The sequence below is a fragment of the Zhouia amylolytica AD3 genome (assembly GCF_000511935.2).
Taxonomy (GTDB): domain Bacteria; phylum Bacteroidota; class Bacteroidia; order Flavobacteriales; family Flavobacteriaceae; genus Zhouia; species Zhouia amylolytica.
The window spans coordinates 494,177-513,646 of record NZ_AYXY01000019.1; the positions used below are offsets into that span (position 1 = coordinate 494,177).

Sequence of the window (19,470 nt, forward strand, 5' to 3'; positions counted from 1 at the left end):
TAAGCATTATGATCCATATGGAGCATCAGGTGGATCTCTTTGTCCTCCGTATTCGATCGGATCAACTTCCTCGATATCATCCGAACTAGGTGGTGGTAACATCATAAAGCTTCCTTTTTGAACATTCCTTACACCTGTTGGGGTAATGAACGTTGTAAGGGTATTCTTTTTTGAACCATATTGATCTTCATCGGGGAATACTCCAATATATATTCTAAAACCATCAACACTATAGCCCAGGGTATCTGCCTTTTTAATGGACTCATTGATATAACTTTGAAGTTCATCCACCGAATACCAACTGGAAACAGAAAGTTTAAATTTATTTTTGGCCATGGCCATTTCAGTCATTTCTTCTCTAGCAGGGTCTTTTCCTTCTGCTTTTAACTGTACTTCTTTAAGGAGTCTCTTATAATATTCGAGGGAATCCTGAGCCTGAAAAAGGCTTTCAATGTCAGTCACAAACTTTTTACTGATCTTTTTAGCTTGTTCGGGTTTCAGTTTTTTGTTGCTCAGATCGACCGTAATTGCTGCCTCCTTTTGCTGTGGCTGACAGGAAAATACAGTCACAACCAAAGCAGCCAATACCGCCAATGCAAAGTACTTGTGCAAAGATGTTTTCATGTTATTTTTGGTTATTAGTTTCCTACTAAGATATAATAAAATTCTTATCCTGAACAACTTACAAAGACAATCAGGATTTTTCCCCTTTTATGAGAAGGTAGATTGTACGATTTTTACAGTAGAACAAACTCAAAAAGCTATGATACCGGTTACCTCCTCTTTTATAAACATCCATCAGAAGCTCGACAAGCTTAGGATTGGATTAAAAAAAATAAAATTATTAGTTGAAAATCAAGACATTAACGCCATAGATTCCTTATATTTACTATTGAAGGATGTGGAAGATACTTTTAGAAAGAACCAAATAAACGAATATGTTCAGCTGGCTTCTTACCGAAGTAAAATTCTGGCATCTCAAATTGCTTATGACCGTAAAGTTCCGTTGAAAAGTGATCAACTGGATACTGTATTAAACATTTTACCTTCTGCAAACCAAACGCTCAATAATGTAATGAAACCGCTTGAAGATCGTATTCAGGAATCCCAAATCATCATCAAAATGCTGGTGAACAAAGCCTACGATAGTAATATGATTCAGTGGAATGATGGCCTTAATTTTCCGGATTTTATCCATGCGCTGTGGCGTTTATTTTTAAAACACGAAAATTTTAAACAACAGACCCTTTTAGTCTTAGATCGGATTACCGAAGACGATGCTCTGCAATTATTAGCCAAAGAGGTTAATCAGGCCCAGGTTTCCAAACAGTACTAATTGGTAAAAAATAATAGCGTTGCCCGTTTATAACGGGCTCCTTCGGCGCTATTTGAAATGTTCTTAACTGTAGAAATTTCCCTTTATAAGTGCCCATAAAACTTGCGTTATTTGTTTTGAACTAATGTATAAAGCTTCACCAGTTTCTTCATCAGTTAAAAGGTGGGATTTGGAGGGTGCTCATTTCGCCTTTAAACATTCATAACCAGATCCTTATTGGCAGAAGTATGTTGATGATCATTAATTTCAGGTTAATAATTCAAACCTAATGTTCTCACCAGCTTTCTTCTGAGCTAATTTTGCTATGGCTTTTTCCGTAAGTTGAAATACCCTTGGGTATCCGCCGGTGGTTTGGGCATCTTTCATCAATATGATCAGTTTACCCGCAGGAGTAAGCTGAACGGTTCCGGGTATCGTTGCTGAAGTTAGCATTGAACGTTCATGAGTTATAAACACTTCTTCCACCTGGTAAGCCATTCTATTATTAACTTTAGATACTGTATAATCGTTTCTAAGCCTCTTTTTTATGTCTGGAAACCAATCATACTCCGGACCTTTAAAAACTTCTATAGCGTTCCCTGAATACCATTCTTCATCTGTTTTAATATGTGCATATTCCGTAACATGTCCGGAAGCAGCATTAACAGGAATGGTTGTGTCTTCTTTTAACTGAGCAAATGTTGTTATTGGGACGTACATCGACCTGCTATTTAAAACTACAGGAGATTGTATCCCTTCTTTTACCGCCAAATAGGCTCTAAAACCATCTGAAACCCCTTTAAAGTTAAGAACGTCTCCCATCTTAACACGGTATTTCCGATTGTTACTTAATGGGGTATCGTTTAAAGATGGGTGCATGTATGCTCCTGAGATCGCTATTTCGGTATCGGTCATGAACTTCAGTTTTGGCCCCAGCATTGTCATTTCCAGCACTGCTGCATTCTGATCATTATCGAGCAGGGCATTGGCCAGCGATGACGAATACGTATCCATAGCTCCGGATACAGGTACTCCTTTATCCCGGTATCCAAATCTACCAAGATCCTGAATGGTTGTATAAAAACCGGCTTTTAGTACCTTAATCATAATAATCTTCCTTTTCGAATTGGTATACTCCTGTTTTTACCTGAATTGCAATTAATTCATATTCATATCTGTTTACAGCATAAAACCTAACCTTATCGCCCACACTAACCGGACAAACTTCCGGATTGGCTATATCGAAAAGTCTCACGGGAGTATTTCCTATAATATTCCATCCACCCGGAGATATTTGCGGATATATCCCCGTTTGTTGCCCTCCTATACCTACTGACCCCTGAGGAATTTCTAACCTTGGTTCTCTTCTCCTGGGGTGGTGCAACTTTTCATTGAGTCCACCCAGGTATAAAAATCCAGGTAAAAACCCAATGGCATATACTGTATATAAGGCCTCCTGGTGGAGATCGATTACTGCTTCTTCCAATAATCCTTTTTCCATGGCAAACTGCTGCATATCTAAGCCAAGGGTATCTCCATAAAGCACTGGAATCTTCCAGATCTTTCGATCCAATACTATAGTTTCAATATTTAACTTGTAGATGTCTTTTAAATTCTTTTCGATTATTTTAAAATTTATCTCTTCGTTAAAAATTACGGTTAAGGAGTGGTATGCCACCACGAGTTCGGTGGTTTGAAAGTATTTTTGAATATACCGTTTATAGGAAACGATATCGTTCAGGATGTTCTCATTAACCTCAGCAGGCCATTCGATAAGTACTGCTTTATTTCCAAAAGGTTTATATGTAAGATTATAATTTTGCAAGGCTCACTCCCTTTAAATGCAAGTTATGGTATAAATATTGAAGCATTCCGGCTGCATTTTCCGTATCTGAATGAACGCAAAAGGTATCCGCTTTAATGAACATCTCTTTTCCGGTACTGGTGCGAACTCTTTGGTGTAAGGCCATATTAAAAACATGATTCAAAATTTGCGCTTCATTTTTAATCACTGCGTTATCTTCACTTCGAGGCACCAAGCTGAGGTCTTCATTATAATTCCTGTCTGCGAAGGCTTCATATTTAATTTTAAATCCGCTTTCCAGGGCTTTCTTTTCTATAACCGAACCATAAGGAACATATAAAAAAACATCCTTTTTATAGGCATTCAATATTTCCAGGTACTGTATTGATAACGCTTCGTCTTTCGCAAGATCATTATAAAGTGCTCCATGCGCTTTGATATGATGCATACGTACGGCATGATTATCTGTTATTTCTTTGAAGATCTCAATTTGCTCAATGATTGTAACCTCAAGTTCAGACTTACTTAGTTTCAACGATACTCTTCCAAAGTTCTTCTTATCGGGATAAGAAGGATGTGCACCGAGTTTCACCTGATATTTCATAGCAAGCTCCACTACCCTTTCCATCAATTCCTTATCGCCGGCATGACCGCCACAGGCAACATTGCAAGAGCTGATATACGGCATTATTAAGTGCTCATTATTGAGTCCTTCTCCAAGGTCGCAATTTATATCAATCTCTTTAATCATAATAAAGCCAATACTTTTAATATACTCTTTATTCCAAGTAATAAAGCTATTAAAACAATTGCGATTGCAATAATATTCTGTGTTTTATTATTGACATATTTCTTTAAAACCGCCTTTTTATTAACCACCCAAACAAGAAAGCAAGCTACCACAGGCAGTAAAATTCCGTTGGCGACTTGGGCAAATTGTATGAGCTCAATTGGTTTTATTTTTAAGCTTGATAGAACAATACCAACCATAATAATACCTCCCCATACCATCCGAAACTTCCAATCGGTTAATTTTGATTTCCAATTAAAGCAACTATCAGCCACATAGGCCGCAGCCAGTGGTGCTGTAACTGAAGAGGTTATTCCGGCGGCAAAAAGACCAATGCCTAAAAAGTATTTGGCCATACTTCCATACAATGGTTCCAGTCCTTTTGCTAAATCCAGGACGCTTGAAATGGTATCCGTTTTAATAGCGGCCGCTGCAATAATGATGGACATGGAAACTAATCCTCCCAGAATAATTGAAACTATCGTATCAATTCTGGAAGCTCTGAGGTCCTTCTCACTCTGCCATTTTTCCTTAACCAAGGAAGCGTGTAAAAAAAGGTTATAGGGTACTACTGTGGTGCCAACCAAAGCGACAATGGTCAATATACTTTCTCCCGGAAATGAAATCGAGAAAATCCCTTTAAATACTGCGAACATATCAGGCTTGGTTAAGACTGCTGCTCCGATAAATGAAATACTCATAATGAGTACCAGGACGATTAGAATTCGCTCCAGCACCTTATAGTTTCCAAGCAGCAATAAAATAATAGCAGAAATTCCAATCACCAGTGGATAAAAACTCCAATATTCGGCACCAAACAAGGCTTCCAATCCCAAGGATGCACCACTAATATTTCCAGCTTCGTAGGCAGTGTTTCCTACTACTATTGCTGATAAAATTAATATTACTGCCAATTTGGTTAACAGCGGTGACTTTATCTGATGCTTAATCACCTCCGCCAGGCCCATTCGGGTAACGATGCCTATTCTGCTCGACATTTCCTGAAGAATTATAGCTGCAACTATGGACAGCATCATGGCCCATAGTAGTGTAAATCCAAATCCGACTCCTGCCAGCGTACATACGGTTACTGTGCCGGGACCTATAAAAGCAGCAGCCACCAGAGTTCCCGGTCCGATATTTTTAAACCACTTTAACATTATTCTGCTTTTTGAAGTGCATAGATGGCGAATGTACCCAACCAATGAGTTCCTTCATAATTACCATCAACTATGCTTGGTAAAGAATAAGTTAAGTGATTTCTCGCTATATTTTTTAAATGACCATATTCAGGGAGGGTTTCAGCGATTCCATATAAACACCATGCCCTGCTAAAGTTCACTCCATCCAAATGTACCAGTTTTCCATCGGTTCGATCTGACACTTTTCCGGTTTCCAATTGGAAGGTCTTATGACCGAGTTCAGGTAAAAACTCTTTCAACCAGGTCTTAAATTCTTCTTTTGGCAATACGCGCATCATCAGTTCGGCTTCCTCTAAACAAGGAGAGAGAAAATCAAATCCACTAGGTTCCCATTCCAATGGACAATGTATGTCGTTTGCATAAAAATCTCTTGCACGTTTTTCGATTAATTCTTTTAAAGCTTCATTACCAGTGGTAACAGCAAAGTCATACGCGAAGGTAAGTCCGAATGCCGTATTGGTATGTTCTCCAACTCTTATCGGGTAATTCAGTTTAGGCAGGAATTCCATATAGCGTTGAACGATAAGATTTGTCAAGGGTTTTAGATTCTCTGATAATTCATTCCCAAGCGCGTCATCCCATGTATAAAGTTCTTCGGCTAACTTTAAAAGCCACGCCCATCCGTAGGTACGTTCATAAGAAGTATTTCCTTTACCTTCAAAATAAGCCACTTCGGCTAATATGTTTTCTTTAGAGATATTCTGTTGTAGTTTCCCTTTTATTTCTTCTGCGTTTTCAAGGTTCGGAAATTGCTTTAAAAGGCTTACCAAAGACCAATGTCCATGCACCGAGGAATGCCAATCAAAACAGCCATAAAAAGCAGGGTGCAGTACTTTCGGAGCTTTTATATCAGTAGAGTCGTGTAATGTTTGCCCAAGCTTGTTAGGATATTGAACTTGCATACATTCGAGCGGAAGTTTACTTAAACGATTCGCCTCTTCAAGGGTTAATTCTAGAGGGCTCGTTTCTTCTACTGTTTCCATTGTTCCTGCTTTATCATTGTTTTTACATGCCGATATTATTAATATTGATACAAGGGTTAACAACTTTACTTTCTTCATAAATTTAAGGTTAGGTTATACGGTTTGATAATCCAAGAGGTCATTAATGTTGCTAACATAATATTTAGCCTTTTACTCTTAGGGTCATTTTTTCAAAAATAAGAAAGGAAATGAATAATCACCTATGCCACATAAAAAATCTATCCCTATTTAAAAAGGCTATGAAAACCCATCCTGACTGATTATCTTTATTTGATTAAAAGTTACCTATCATGATCACATTATTGCGAACCGATTCAAGCCATGTTGATTTTTTACGGTTGATAGATGCCCTTGATCAGTATCTTGCTATTCAAGATGGCGATGAACATGAGTTCTACGATCAATTCAACAAACCGGATGCTATTAAACATGTGGTTATTGCTTATGAAAAAGGATTTGCTATAGGTTGTGGGGCTTTAAAAAAACTTGATCCTCATACGATGGAGGTAAAACGAATGTATACCAAACCAGATTATCGAGGAAGAAAGATTGCCACTCATATTTTATTGGAGCTTGAAGCATGGGCCAGAGAATTATCTATAGAACGATGTATTTTAGAAACAGGAAAACGCCAACCGGAGGCTATTGCCTTATATCATAAATCGGGATATCAAATCATTCAAAACTACGGTCCTTATAAAAATGTTAAAAACAGTATCTGTTTTGAAAAAGTTTTCTAAAAACGCTGAAATTTAGGAAATTATAACATTTGTTGATTTAACTAACCTATAATAAATAGCTAATTTTCACTATCTTTACTATAACACAACAGCTGGCGCCCCCCTAAAATTTGATTTTATAAAAACATTTTTAATGTGTTGTAATAATGCGACACATGATTAAAAGTTTTTTTAAGATAGAATGAACTAACGGGATAAAGGGGTTAGGATAGACATCCCTCAATGGGATCATTTTTTTAATTTCATTTACTACAATGACTATAATAATTGGAGTTCGCTTCGTCCATAAATGAAAGGTAAGCGATGAGGCGATTGCCTTTTGAAGATTATTAAGAATGCCCTCTATAAGGATTGACGGATCTAACAATCACTTATTGACTAAAACAATTATACCGCCTGGGATATGCTTATTTATTCTATGTTGGTTTTCAAAGAAATAAGCATTTGGTTTATTTAAACTTTACATATTATGAGATTCCTTACCGTATTACATTTAAATGAAAAAGAAAAGTTACAGCTCATTGAACTATGGAATGAGGTATATCCAGACATCCTTCAGTTTAAATCGACGTATGAGTTTGATAAATACCTTTCAAAGTTGAAAGATGTCAGGCATACGCTATTATTTGATGATGCCAATGACATTAAGGGGTGGTTTGCAGATTTTTTAAGAAACGATGAACGATGGTTTGTGATGATGGTTAGTTCGGACTTGCAAGGACAAGGGTACGGAAGTTCCTTCCTGAATGAAGCTAAAAAGCATTTTGATTCGTTAAGCGGTTGGGTTATATGTGAGCATGAGTATACTAAAAAGAATGGTAAACCTTATAAGCCACCAGTTGAGTTTTATGAAAAAAATGATTTTATGCTGTATCCCGAGGTCATTTTTGAAACTGATGTTTTAAAGACTGTTAAAATGCAATGGAAGAAGAATTAGATTCACTTCTCGACTATATTCATTAAAAAAGGCCCTGTTTAACAGGGCCTTTTGATATATAAAATATTAATTATTTTGAAACTTGATTCAAAAGTTCATCAACCGCTCTTTTTAATTGCTGGTCTTCTCCTTTTGCTTTAGCATCCGGTGTGTTTTCTACTAATATATCCGGAACAGCAGGGCCCAATTCCATATTCTCTCCAGTTGATTTAACATACCAGGCTCTGAAAGGCATACGAACATAAGATCCATCTATAAGACTTCTTCCTCCAGTTGAGATCACGGCACCAAAAGTTGGTTGTCCAACAAGGGTACCTAGATCAAGACTCTTATATGCATGTGAAAAGATTTCTGCATTCGAGTAACTTCGTTCATTACACAACGCTATTGAAGGCTTCGTCCAAGAGGCCAAAGGCAGGCGTTCACTGAATGGATAATGATCTCTGAATTTCTCATGTTCATTCAAGCTTTTAGCAGCACCGCGCGGAATTGTATAAGCATGTTGTTTCACATTTAATACGGCCATCAGGTAGTCGGTAGTCCATCCACCTCCATTGTAACGGACATCAATCACGACACCTTTCTTTCCATGACCGGCAGCCATTAGTTCACGTTCAAAGTGCTCAAAACTGGTCCAGTTCATTCCCTGGATGTGGATATATCCAAGTTGTCCTTTAGAATATTTATCTGTTAATTTCTGACGTTCTTTAACCCATGCATAATAGTTTTCATTACTATTACTTGAATCAGGACGAATAATAACTTCTTTATCACCATCGGCGCTTTTTATATTTAAATAAATACGTTCTCCTGCGGTATCGTTCAATAAGTCATACAGGTTGGTTGTTTTGGTAAGTTCTGTTCCATTCACGGCTTCGATAATATCACCCACATGAAGTTTACTCATTTCTTTATCAGCCGGCATATGATTTATAACCGAAGTGATTTCTAATGTACCATTAGATTTTGGCTGCACCTCTACCCCTAACAATCCTGTTTGAGTTCTTTGAACATCACTGCGATCTTCACCTCTGTACATCCCCATATGACTGGCATTGATCTGTCCTAACATCCAGTTGAAGACCATTTTAAAATCTTGTCTTGTAGATGCTTTCAGAGCTAATGGTTTATATTTCTTCCTGAGACTGCTCCAATCCTGACCGTGGAATTGCGGATCATAAAAACCATCGTTTATTGCTTTCCAGGCTTCTTCGAAAATCTGATTTGACTCCTCTTTATAGTTGATATCTAATTTCGCTCTGATCGCCAATCTTTCTGTCTTATCAGACTTCATACTGATACGTACCGGCGCTCCGCGGTTTACACCATACAAGTATGTACTTTTACTATCTTTTACAATGCCATAGGGGCTGGATCCTTTGGTAATCTGTTTCAGATCTTTACCATCCCATTTAATTTTATACAAGCTACTTTCTACCCTGGCATTTCCTCTGCTGCCGTTTCCTGTGGTATAGTAAAAAGTTTCTCCATCTTTTGAGATCGTACTAAGGAATTCACCACCGGTAAAAGACGTTACCTGAATTTGTCTTCTATAAATTTCATCAAAATCTATTTGGATATCTTTTACCTTCTTTTCTTTCTTTTTATCCTTGTCCTTATCCTTGTCTTTGTCATCCTCTTTTTCATCTTCTTTTTTAGCTTGCTGGATATCTCCATCTTTCCAATCCTGAGCGGTTTTTTCCCAATCAGATTTCTTAAGCCATACAAACCAAACATCGTAGTCACCATTGTTACGGTTTGAAGAGAAACCTATTTTACTACCATCTTCACTCCAAACTGGAGATCTGTCTGTTTTTGGGTGCATTGAAATATTAACCGGATCCTGGCTATTATCTGCTTTATGCACATATATTTCGGCATTGAAATCGAGATTCTGAAGGGAGTATGCTAACCATTTTGAATCTGGTGACCAGGTAATACCGCTTGGTGTATCCCATCCATCTAATAGTGTTTTAGAGTTTGAAAGTGAGCCTTTGTCATTGATATTGGCAACAATCAGTTTTGCACCACTTGTATAGGCAATGGATTTACCATCCGGTGAAATTACAGGATTCTCCTCCTCGTCTTTTGTATTTGTAATTCTAATGATCTTTCGCTTATAGGTTTTAAACAGATCTTTTTGGTCTTTATCGTCTGAAACCACCATATAGATATCATTCTGACCTTCTCTATCTGAAACAAAGATCAATGATTCATTAGTAAGCCAGGTAACATCTCTATCTCTGTAAGCAGAGTTAGATACATTTACCGTTTTATCTTTTTCCTTATCGTTTTCTGTAATAAACACTTCACCTCTAATCACCATGGCACTGTATTTACCGTTTGGAGAAGGCGCTATCTCACTAACATTACTACTGTATGTCTTGCGTACCACAGGATCGAAACGGTAGTCGGTAGCAAGGTCTATGGAAATTTTGGATGCTCTTTGTGTTGCAGCATCAATATTATATAATTCATCCCCTTTTACAGCTACTAATTTTTCACCATTGTCGCTGATACTGAATGAAAAGATTCCCATGTCTTTAAAGGTTGTTATAGCAGTAATAGCACCTTTTTTAGCCCCGTTACTTTCGATACCTACTTTATAGATATTGTACTTTCCATCTCTTGAAGACTGAAAATACAGGGTATTATCATCTCCCCAATAAGGACTAAAGTCATTTACTCCATGAGAGGTAATTTCATGATAGGTATCTTCTTTAATATTATACACCCAAACATCGCGGTTGGCAGGACCATTATAGGCTTCCCTTTCAGGACGGCAGGTTCCCCTGGTAAATGCAATTAAGTTACCATTGGGTGAAAGTTTAGCTTCAAAGCCCAGAGCGTCCATAATTCTGTATGGAGTCCCTCCTTTGGTACTTACCTGGTGTGTTTCCGCCTCTCTTTCAATTTGAGAAAAGTTTCTTTCTGTATTGAATAATATATTACCATCCGGGGTAAAATCAGTAACAGCATCACTTGCTGAATGATATGTTAATCTTTTTGGAATACCTCCTTCGTTCGATACTACATAAATATCATAATTCCCATATCTTACTCCCTGGAAGGCAATACTTTTTCCATCAGCACTCCAAACGGGGTTCGTTTCATAGGCCTCATGAATAGTTAAACGACGAGGGTTGGTTCCATCAGCATTGGCTGTCCAAATATCTCCCTGATATGAGAAAGCTAATTTAGTAGCATCCGGGTTTAATGCGGCTTTTTGAATTAAAGGATTATTTGATTGCGCAAAAGAAAATAATCCCATTCCACATAGAAATGTGGCAAGCGTAGTTTTTCTTAATCTCATTATATAAATAGGTTCAGGTTGTAAATTATATTAGTTACTTTTCAAAAATAGATGTATGAAAAATGAATAACGAATGTTTAACAATATTTTATAAATCCCACTAGATCTATAGATTTAACACAATCAGATCTATAAATAGTGATGAGATTAACATTCTAAAAATGAATTCCGCATCGGTACCATTTACCAATACAGATAATTACCCCCTCAACAAAAAAGGATAACACCCTATTGATTTACAGGTATTTACCTCTTTTGAAGCTAATAGAGAAGCGTTATCTTACACTTGTATATTAATTATATAATCCATTCTATTATGAGAAATCACAAGCTTTATTTCCGCAGCCCCTTTCTCATTTTACTTATTTCCATTTTCCTATCTTGTCAAAGTAGTAAGGACAGCATTGCTACAAAGGATGATTTTAATGTAATTCAAGCTAAAGACTCTCTTAATCCGGTTCATTTGAAATCTTCGATCTACTACCCGGATATGGTTGCAGAACTGGGAGCAGATCACCCCATGGTAACTACCATGGATGATCAGTTTGAAAGATATCTTGCGATGGAAATGATATTAGCAGACGGTACCCGGTTAATTAAACCTGAATTGGCTCTGCTGGACTATTATGAAGAAATTATCCGTAACTATACTTTGGGAAATACAGATGGTTCTATCGAAACATTCGCGATGAGATTTAGTGATTCAAATGTAACAAAGCCAACCCCTTCAAACTTAAATCGGTTTAAATCAATTTATGAGTTTCCTGATGGCTCGGAATACATCAAAACCACCTCTACGAATGAAAAGAACATGCTCATTGAAAAAAACACGATAATTAACCCTGATGGAACCACCTATTTGAACGTAATCACGATCAAGAATAATCGTGATGAAAGCTCGAGCATTATACACCGTTCTGAAAGCGATAAAAAAACTACCAACCAGGCCATCAAATTTTATAACGAGCAGCAGCTTCGTTAATTTTAAGACCGAAATAAACCATTATGGCTACTACCCCAACCACCCTTCTCTATCGAGGCTTCGGTATTGGATGGCTTCACTTAGATGGGTGCCGGTTAACGCGGAGACACCTTCAAGATCTGCGATGGTACGTGCTACCTTTAAGATTCGATCATAAGCTCTGGCTGATAGATTTAAGCGTGTCATAGCATTTTTAAGCAATTCTTTTGACGGTTCGTCGAGCTGACAAAATTCTCTGATCTGTTTGGTATTCATCTGTGCATTGTAGTGGGTATTAGGCAATCCTTTGAACCTTTTTGCTTGTTGTTCCCTGGCTTTTATCACACGCTTTCTGATACATACACTATTTTCTCCCTTTCTTTCCTCTGACAGTTTATCAAATGGAACCGGGGTTACTTCGATATGAATATCGATGCGATCCAGCAACGGACCCGATATTTTACTCATATAGCGTTGCATTTCTGCCGGTGATGAGGTAACCGGTGTGTCCGGGTCATTAAAATAGCCTCCGGGACTGGGATTCATGCTGGCAACCAACATAAAACTACTCGGGTAGGTAATCGTAAACTTTGCCCTCGAAATTGTCACCTCTCTGTCTTCTAACGGCTGTCGCATTACTTCCAGCACGTTGCGTTTAAATTCAGGTAACTCATCCAGAAACAGCACTCCATTATGTGACAGGGATATTTCGCCCGGTTGCGGATAGGTTCCTCCACCTACCAGGGCAACATCTGAAATGGTATGGTGTGGACTTCTAAATGGTCTTTGAGCCATTAATCCTGTCCCTGATGCTTGACCTACAACGCTATGTATCTTTGTGGTTTCCAAAGCTTCTTCTAATGTCATGGGTGGTAAAATACTTGGGAGTCGCTTTGCTAACATGGTTTTTCCTGCTCCAGGCGGCCCTATAAGAATAATATTATGTCCTCCGGCTGCTGCTATTTCCATCGCTCGCTTTATACTCTCCTGACCCTTTACATCTGAAAAATCAAACTCAGGAAAATCTATGTTTTTATAAAAAACATCCGCAGTATTCACAATGGTCCTGTTCAACTCAGCTTCTTTATTTAAACAGGCTATTAATTCACTTATATTGTCTATGCCATAAACCTCAAGCCCATCTACCACAGCTGCCTCGATAGCATTTTGATTGGGAAGTATTAAACCTTTAAAACCTTCTTTTTTAGCCTGAATAGCTATTGGGAGTGCTCCTCGAATCGGTTGTAAGCCACCGTCTAATGAAAGTTCTCCCATGATGACATAATTTTTAAGGCTGTCGGATTCGATCTTTCCTGAGGCTGCAAGAATACCAAGGGCTATGGGTAAATCATACGCAGAACCTTCTTTACGAAGGTCTGCCGGAGCCATATTGATGGTTACCCGCTTTCCAGGTATTTTATATCCATTATTCTGCAATGCAGCTGCTATTCTATAATTACTCTCTTTAATGGCATTGTCGGGCAACCCAACCAAGTGATAACCAACTCCTTTATCTATATTTACTTCTATTATTATGGTTGTAGCTTCAATACCGAACACCGCACTACCAAAAACTTTTACGAGCATATGGATTCATTTTAGCATTAAAGTCTAAATATAAAAAAAAGACTTCGTTATTGAAGTCTTTTTCTTACATTTTCGTTTATGTGTTAGCCAATCTACTCGACTTTCAAGTACGTTTTCATAGATAATAATTCACCATTCTGAGCTACCCCTTCCAATGCTACTTCAAATAGGCCATCCAGATCCGAAGTATAGAATACCACCTCATTTGTTTCGGTTATTTGCAAATCAGGATTCCAGAACAATTGGTTTCTATAATCCGGAATTCTTTCATTCGCCCCGGTATTTGAGTATAATGGGAAATTATAATTCTTAACTCGGTTTACCGGGAAAAGTTGAATACGCTTCCAATTGGATAAGCTGATGGTATTATAAAAATTTCCATCAAATGTTTCTGCATAAATAATCCCATTATAAACCTGGCCTCCATAATAAAACCTGTCTCTAATTACATTTATTTTTTCTATTCTTCTTGAATCGTAATCAATGAGATTATTATGATTGGTTATTATAGCTCCATCAACAATTAATAAACCAGGTACGTTGTTGTAATTATATTCTCCCTCTTCCCGAACCTCAAAATGAGCACTGTTATCGCCATCTGAACGAAGACGGACCCCTTCTATAAATTCTATGACCGTTTCTTTTACCGTTTTAAAACGCGTGTAATCATCTAGATTGTATTGTATATATTCTGATCCAAAAAACGGCAATTCCTTTTTCAGGGCTATCAATGAGTCCTTTTTAACATCTATATAACTGTTCTCTATTTGATTATTCACACTTCGCTCTAATAAGTTACTATAGCTATTTTCATTTATTTTAAAGTCCTTGAATTGCAGTTCATCATAATTTAAATTATTCGCATGGTCTATGGCTATTTCATACGACTTTGCATCCGTTGACAAAACTTCAAGAAATGCTTTATCACTATCATATTCACGATTTATATTAAAGAAAAATTCACCGTTTTTATTAGTACTTGCTACCTTAATTATTGGATTTACGGGATCAGGAATAGACAAGCCTACCTGAATATTATACAATCCTGAACCTGGATTTTCATTATTTTTTATACTCCCCGTAATTAATTCCCCTCTTAGCTCGGGTAGTTCTTTTATCGTCTTAACATGGTAGGTGCTATTATTATAAGCTACCTGTTCAAATTCACTTTTAATATCATTCATTTCCCCATTGAAAAGGGAGTCCACTTTTTTAACAGAAATTGAAAAACTATAATTCGAAATTTCGGAAGCAGGAATTTTAAGCATTAATTTTACTTGTTCCCTTTTAGCATACTTCTTTTTGTTGAGTTCTAACAAGGTGTTATTGCCCGAATCCTTCCAAACAGCTTTGCTTTGCTGCGAAATGTCTGTAATACTATCGTTAGAAATTATTTTATTTTGATTATCATTATAAGGGTTAATAATAGCAATATCGCTTTGAAATACAGAAGACCATCCATTATTTAAAGCCATTCGGGTATAGGCGATTAATTTGTAAGGGCCCGAAGTTAAATTCATTGGGATGATAAAATCTCCAAATCCTTTGCCTCCATTCAAACGCACCTTTTGTCTGTGCACCACCTCGGATCCATCATTAATAAGTTCGATGTAGGCAATCTTGCTGTATTCACTCAGGGTATGATCGTGCATTTTCAGGTTATATACCGCGTAATACAGGGGTTCTCCCGTCAGAATCATATTGGAATTATGATGCACATAAAGTTTTTCCTTAGGTAATTCAATCAGATCTCTTTTTATCGCACTATTTTGCCCTGATAATCCGGCTGTAGCCATCATCAACAAAGAAAACCCAATTAATATTTTTCTAAATCTTGTCATAAGAAATCATTTTTATTCTACCCAAAAATCGGGAACAACATTACTTCCCTGGGTGGTACAATCTCCACAATCTGCTGGCACCACATAATAAGGCCCCTGAAAACCTTCTACGGGATAAAGCCCTGTATTGTAATCAAAAAATCGCACTGTTCCCGCCTCTATTGCATCTGGAAGTGGTGTTCGAAAATCTATAAAAATAGCCGGAGCTGTAATTTCACAATCCAATTCTGGTTTAGGGTCAAAGCCATATAAATCTTCCCAGTTAAAAAATATCCGTTTGGAATCAATACCTGCAATTTCAAAATACCCTACTACCTTTTCATTTTCGTCATTGACTGAATAAATATTACCATTAATGTTTCCGGTTTGAATCTGGGAAAAAACATTGGCACGATCAGAAAACTTTTTTAACGTTTTATAGTATGTATGGGCTTCTAACGATTGTTGATATTGACGAACTAAAATACTATATCTATGAGCTATCATCAGATCTTTTTTATTTATAAATCGGAGCTGATAATCAGCTACTTCATGATTTGGATAATTTATAGTGTTCTCTAGAATGATATCTCTCGAAACATTGGTCTTATAGCAAATTTCTTCATCTTGTTCCCGTGGCACCACCTCTATAACTATAGGATCGCGAGAAACCAGGACGAGATCTGACGGACTCCAATACGGGGCTATAATTTTATAAGTTTCCTCGTATTCATATCTATAGTATCGTGTGTTTGAATTATTTTGATCTGCATCAATTTTAATCGCTACCCCTTCTTCACCTTCTTCATTTGTAATTGGTTCTGCATAGAAATTACTAATGGAAGTATTCTGTGGTAAAGCTGTTGCATCAGACAAATAGCTTTTTCCGGAATTGGTTTGAATGGAAAGTTTATAAGCTCTATCCAGTTCGGCCATAAAAACATTTGATGACACATAGTTTCCCGGCTCGATTTCTTCAAAAGGGTATTCATTATCCAGATCATCTATTATTTTCACAGTGGCATTTTCAACCGGACTCGCATCTTCTTCCTCAAATGTATAGGTATTACTCAATTTAATATGTTGATATTTGAGTTCGTCGGTAATAACGGCTTCAACCACCAATGCTTGTTCATAGGTATCTGTACTAATTTCAAATTCCTCTACACAACTTGTTAGAAACAGCGCTCCTATAAAAAGCAATGAATATGTAAGATTTATTTTAATTTTCTTCATTATTAATACGAATCAAAACTTTAAGTTGTAGGTTATGGTCGGTACGGGAATGGCAAAAATTGAGCTTTTATATGCCTTTATTTCACCTGAATCCGTAACGAAGAATACCGAATAAGGATTATTTCTTCCAAGCACATTATAAACCGATATATTCCAAAAGCTATGTGCCAATTTTTTTATCTTGTGATTTCCTTCAATATTGAGGCCCAAATCCAGTCTGAAATAATCTGGTATTCGATATTGATTTCTATTACTGTAGTAAACATATTTTGCATCCTGATACTCATATTCTCCTACCGGAAATGTTACGGGTCTTCCGGTTTGATACACAAAATTCGCTGAAAAGCTATATCGCTTTGTCAGTCTGTAATTCGAAACCAAATTAAAGTTATGTGGTTTGTCGTAATTTGATGGAAAATAGGCTCCGTTATTTACGCGTTCTTCAGCATGCTGGCTATCTAATTTAAAAAAGGATCTGGAATAACTATAGCCCACCCAACCATTCAAGCGACCTTCGTCTTTTTTCAATAAAAATTCAACACCATAGGCCTTCCCTAAGCCTTGTAGAACTTCTGTTTCTACATGTTCATTCAGGAATAGTTCGGCTCCAACTTTAAAATCTAAAATGTCTTTTGACTTTTTATAATATCCTTCGATGCTTAATTCATAGGTATTCTCATCAAAGTTCTTATAAACTCCCAAGGAAGCCATCCAGGCTTTTTGCGGTTTTATATTCAGATCAGATAATTTCCAGGTATCGATTGGCGAAACGGTCGTATTATTAGACAACATATGTATGTATTGATATGTTGAATTAAAACTTGCTTTAACTGACAAATCCGGTTTAAGAAAATACCGGGATGAAACCCTGAATTCAGGACCTCCGTAGTTTTTAGCGATCTCATTATTTCCATAGTTCAAAGTATCAACTACGGTTTCTTCATTTTTTGGTTTTCCATTTTCGTATGTTCTTTGTTGTGTTTCTCCAAGAAAGGCATACCATGAATATCTTAATCCGGCCTCTAAAGAAAACTTATCATTAATCTCAAAGTTATCTGAAAGGAATAACGCTGTTTCTATACCCTTCTCTCTAGGCACAGAAAAACGTTCTACAATTGAATCGTCACCAAGTGGCTTTTGATTGCCGGGAAGAACTGAATATAGCTTTCCTGATAGGCCATATTGCAAATCATGCTTACTATTCAGGTTGTGATTCATCAAATACTTAAGATCTGTTTCACTAATATCATAACCCAGTTCGAAATCTCTATTTTCATTTTCATTATACTCTATATTAAATTCATAATTACTTTGACTTACATAAAGACTTCCTTCTGTTTTATCATTATAATTATGATTCCATTCTGCAGAAAACAAGAGGTTGTTGTAGCTATAAAGAGAATCTGAGGTTATACTAAATCGATCTTTGCTGAAATATGCAGTAGCTTTGATGTTATCTTTCTCGGAAAAACGGTGATTATATTTTGTAATCACGTCGTAAAAAGTAGCTTCACTGTTCTTTAAGTTTTCTTCTTCAAGTTTTTTCAAAATCCAATCAGAATAAGAGGCCCGTGCTCCTACCATTAACGCTGATTTTTCTTTAACAATGGGAGTTTCAATCATTAAATTACCGGTCACTGGCCCCAAAGAGGCCTCTCCAGAAACTTTATTGGTATTCGCATCTCTTGTTTTTATATCAAAAACAGAGGACAATCTCCCTCCAAACTGGGAGGGTATAGATCCCTTATAAATGTTTGCTTCACCAGAAGTAAAAGGATTCAAAGCTGAAAAGATGCCAAAAAAGTGAACTGGATTATAGATAACGGCATTGTCTAATAAAATTAAATTTTGATCTTCCTTTCCTCCTCTTACGTTGTACCCGGATGATCCCTCTCCAGTTTTTGTAATACCCGGCATGGTGGTAGCTACTTTAAGAATATCTCTTTCTCCCAGGACTAACGGTATATTCTTAATTCCTTCAATTTCTATTTTGGTGACACCCGTAATTACTTTCTCAACATTCTTATCTGCTTCGGCATTAACTACCACTTCATCCAATAATTGATGATCTTCCTGCAGCTGCAGGTTCAATTCACCATCGTTATAGACTACCACCCTTGTTTTTATGCTTTGTACGCCCAAGGCACTGGTTTCTATTAAAAAAATCCCTGCGGGTAATTTAATTTCATAAAAGCCATTGTCGTCTGTAATTGCTGAGAGGTTCTTTTCCTTTACTAACACCCCCAAGTTTGGAATCGGTTCTCCGGTTGTTTTATTTTTAACCACCCCCGAAACTGAATAAGTTGTCTTATTTGAGTTTTTATTTGCTTTTCCTATTTTAACAGTAGTGATACTATTTGATGCACTCTTAGATTGATCATCAGTAAAAATTGGTGCAGAAGCTTCCTGGGTGTTTGTTTCTGACGAAATGGATTGATTTCTATAAAAACTTTCAGGTAGTTTATTATAGATCACACTATTTTGAGTTAAAATAATACGTTGGTCTCTGATAAAATAATTAATAGTAGTTTCCTTAAATATTTCATCCAGAATGGTTTCCAGATTTTCATCTTTAAAACTAGCCGTAATTTGTTTTTGATCTAACCAATCCTTTAAAAAATAAAACTTATAATTTGTTTTGTTCTCAATTTCTAAAAGAGCCGTTTCAAAATTTATATTTTCAAATTCAAAAGACCAGTTTGTTTTCTTTTCTTGAGTATACGCAAGGACGCAAACAAGAAATAATAGAATCGTGAATACTTTCTTCATCAAATAGAAATTA

At 36.8% G+C, this 19,470-nt stretch carries 15 protein-coding genes; 4 read left to right on the forward strand and 11 right to left on the reverse strand.

Going from position 1 to position 19,470, the window contains the following annotated elements; translation table 11 throughout:
- Positions 1-6: 6 nt before the first annotated feature.
- The gene (locus P278_RS06860) at positions 7-624 is read right to left on the reverse strand and encodes a hypothetical protein (protein WP_051413446.1); all 618 of its coding nucleotides are present in this window, start codon (positions 622-624) and stop codon (positions 7-9) included.
- Between P278_RS06860 and P278_RS06865 the strand changes: the two genes are divergently transcribed.
- Positions 623-1,336, forward strand: a complete 714-nt coding sequence (locus tag P278_RS06865) for a hypothetical protein (protein WP_038264196.1) — start codon at positions 623-625, stop codon at positions 1,334-1,336. The genes P278_RS06860 and P278_RS06865 overlap by 2 nt on opposite strands.
- A gap of 246 nt (positions 1,337-1,582) precedes the next feature.
- On the opposite strand, the gene P278_RS06870 is transcribed toward P278_RS06865, so the two are convergent.
- From P278_RS06870 to P278_RS06890, 5 genes are read right to left on the reverse strand one after another with little or no spacing between them, the layout of a single operon-like run.
- Entirely contained in the window at positions 1,583-2,422 is an 840-nt protein-coding gene (locus tag P278_RS06870) for a 5-oxoprolinase subunit C family protein (protein WP_038264199.1), read from the reverse strand.
- Positions 2,415-3,140, reverse strand: a complete 726-nt coding sequence (gene pxpB / locus P278_RS06875; protein WP_038264202.1) for a 5-oxoprolinase subunit PxpB — start codon at positions 3,138-3,140, stop codon at positions 2,415-2,417. The genes P278_RS06870 and pxpB overlap by 8 nt, the downstream gene beginning before the upstream one ends.
- On the reverse strand, positions 3,127-3,870 hold the full coding sequence (gene pxpA, locus P278_RS06880; protein ID WP_038264204.1) for a 5-oxoprolinase subunit PxpA: 744 nt from the start codon (positions 3,868-3,870) through the stop codon (positions 3,127-3,129). The genes pxpB and pxpA overlap by 14 nt, the downstream gene beginning before the upstream one ends.
- The gene (locus P278_RS06885) at positions 3,867-5,069 is read right to left on the reverse strand and encodes an Nramp family divalent metal transporter (RefSeq protein WP_038264206.1); all 1,203 of its coding nucleotides are present in this window, start codon (positions 5,067-5,069) and stop codon (positions 3,867-3,869) included. Before P278_RS06885 ends, pxpA begins: the two co-directional genes overlap by 4 nt.
- Positions 5,069-6,172: a DUF2891 domain-containing protein gene (locus tag P278_RS06890; RefSeq protein WP_038264209.1), complete on the reverse strand. Its 1,104-nt coding sequence runs from the start codon at positions 6,170-6,172 to the stop codon at positions 5,069-5,071. The genes P278_RS06885 and P278_RS06890 overlap by 1 nt, the downstream gene beginning before the upstream one ends.
- A 212-nt stretch (positions 6,173-6,384) precedes the next feature.
- On the opposite strand from P278_RS06890, the gene P278_RS06895 reads away from it, so the two are divergent.
- Together P278_RS06895 and P278_RS06900 are read left to right on the forward strand one after the other, a co-directional pair.
- Positions 6,385-6,834 carry a GNAT family N-acetyltransferase gene (locus P278_RS06895; RefSeq protein ID WP_038264211.1) on the forward strand — a complete coding sequence of 150 codons (450 nt, stop codon included), beginning with the start codon at positions 6,385-6,387 and terminating at the stop codon, positions 6,832-6,834.
- Positions 6,835-7,303: 469 nt separating this feature from the next.
- On the forward strand, positions 7,304-7,771 hold the full coding sequence (locus P278_RS06900) for a GNAT family N-acetyltransferase (RefSeq protein ID WP_038264215.1): 468 nt from the start codon (positions 7,304-7,306) through the stop codon (positions 7,769-7,771).
- Between the two features lie 70 nt (positions 7,772-7,841).
- Here the strand turns inward: P278_RS06900 and P278_RS06905 are convergent, their stop codons facing one another.
- Entirely contained in the window at positions 7,842-11,084 is a 3,243-nt protein-coding gene (locus tag P278_RS06905; RefSeq protein WP_051413447.1) for a S41 family peptidase, read from the reverse strand.
- Positions 11,085-11,400: 316 nt separating this feature from the next.
- Between P278_RS06905 and P278_RS06910 the strand changes: the two genes are divergently transcribed.
- Positions 11,401-12,066 (forward strand): hypothetical protein, encoded by a 666-nt coding sequence (locus P278_RS06910; protein ID WP_038264216.1) that lies wholly within the window; start codon positions 11,401-11,403, stop codon positions 12,064-12,066.
- 30 nt (positions 12,067-12,096) lie between these two features.
- Here the strand turns inward: P278_RS06910 and P278_RS06915 are convergent, their stop codons facing one another.
- The 4 genes from P278_RS06915 to P278_RS06930 all read right to left on the reverse strand — a co-directional run bounded on the left by P278_RS06915 (position 12,097) and on the right by P278_RS06930 (position 19,457).
- Positions 12,097-13,632 carry a YifB family Mg chelatase-like AAA ATPase gene (locus tag P278_RS06915; RefSeq protein WP_038264219.1) on the reverse strand — a complete coding sequence of 512 codons (1,536 nt, stop codon included), beginning with the start codon at positions 13,630-13,632 and terminating at the stop codon, positions 12,097-12,099.
- A 92-nt stretch (positions 13,633-13,724) separates the two neighbouring features.
- A complete protein-coding gene (locus tag P278_RS06920) occupies positions 13,725-15,473 on the reverse strand; it encodes a hypothetical protein (protein WP_038264221.1) in 1,749 nt (582 codons plus the stop codon).
- 12 nt (positions 15,474-15,485) lie between these two features.
- Entirely contained in the window at positions 15,486-16,688 is a 1,203-nt protein-coding gene (locus P278_RS06925; protein ID WP_038264225.1) for a DUF4249 domain-containing protein, read from the reverse strand.
- A gap of 12 nt (positions 16,689-16,700) precedes the next feature.
- Entirely contained in the window at positions 16,701-19,457 is a 2,757-nt protein-coding gene (locus tag P278_RS06930) for a TonB-dependent receptor domain-containing protein (protein ID WP_038264227.1), read from the reverse strand.
- Between the last annotated feature and the right edge of the window lie 13 nt (positions 19,458-19,470).

Excerpts from the sequence above, each read along its gene's own strand:
- P278_RS06900 (WP_038264215.1), top strand. The coding sequence starts at position 7,304 with ATGAGATTCCTTACCGTATTACATTTAAATGAAAAAGAAAAGTTACAG.
- P278_RS06860 (WP_051413446.1), bottom strand. The coding sequence starts at position 624 with ATGAAAACATCTTTGCACAAGTACTTTGCATTGGCGGTATTGGCTGCT.
- P278_RS06930 (WP_038264227.1), bottom strand. The coding sequence starts at position 19,457 with ATGAAGAAAGTATTCACGATTCTATTATTTCTTGTTTGCGTCCTTGCG.
- P278_RS06890 (WP_038264209.1), bottom strand. The coding sequence starts at position 6,172 with ATGAAGAAAGTAAAGTTGTTAACCCTTGTATCAATATTAATAATATCG.
- pxpA (WP_038264204.1), bottom strand. The coding sequence starts at position 3,870 with ATGATTAAAGAGATTGATATAAATTGCGACCTTGGAGAAGGACTCAAT.
- P278_RS06925 (WP_038264225.1), bottom strand. The coding sequence starts at position 16,688 with ATGAAGAAAATTAAAATAAATCTTACATATTCATTGCTTTTTATAGGA.
- P278_RS06905 (WP_051413447.1), bottom strand. The coding sequence starts at position 11,084 with ATGAGATTAAGAAAAACTACGCTTGCCACATTTCTATGTGGAATGGGA.
- P278_RS06915 (WP_038264219.1), bottom strand. The coding sequence starts at position 13,632 with ATGCTCGTAAAAGTTTTTGGTAGTGCGGTGTTCGGTATTGAAGCTACA.
- P278_RS06870 (WP_038264199.1), bottom strand. The coding sequence starts at position 2,422 with ATGATTAAGGTACTAAAAGCCGGTTTTTATACAACCATTCAGGATCTT.
- P278_RS06920 (WP_038264221.1), bottom strand. The coding sequence starts at position 15,473 with ATGACAAGATTTAGAAAAATATTAATTGGGTTTTCTTTGTTGATGATG.
- P278_RS06865 (WP_038264196.1), top strand. The coding sequence starts at position 623 with ATGTTATTTTTGGTTATTAGTTTCCTACTAAGATATAATAAAATTCTT.
- P278_RS06885 (WP_038264206.1), bottom strand. The coding sequence starts at position 5,069 with ATGTTAAAGTGGTTTAAAAATATCGGACCGGGAACTCTGGTGGCTGCT.
- P278_RS06895 (WP_038264211.1), top strand. The coding sequence starts at position 6,385 with ATGATCACATTATTGCGAACCGATTCAAGCCATGTTGATTTTTTACGG.
- P278_RS06910 (WP_038264216.1), top strand. The coding sequence starts at position 11,401 with ATGAGAAATCACAAGCTTTATTTCCGCAGCCCCTTTCTCATTTTACTT.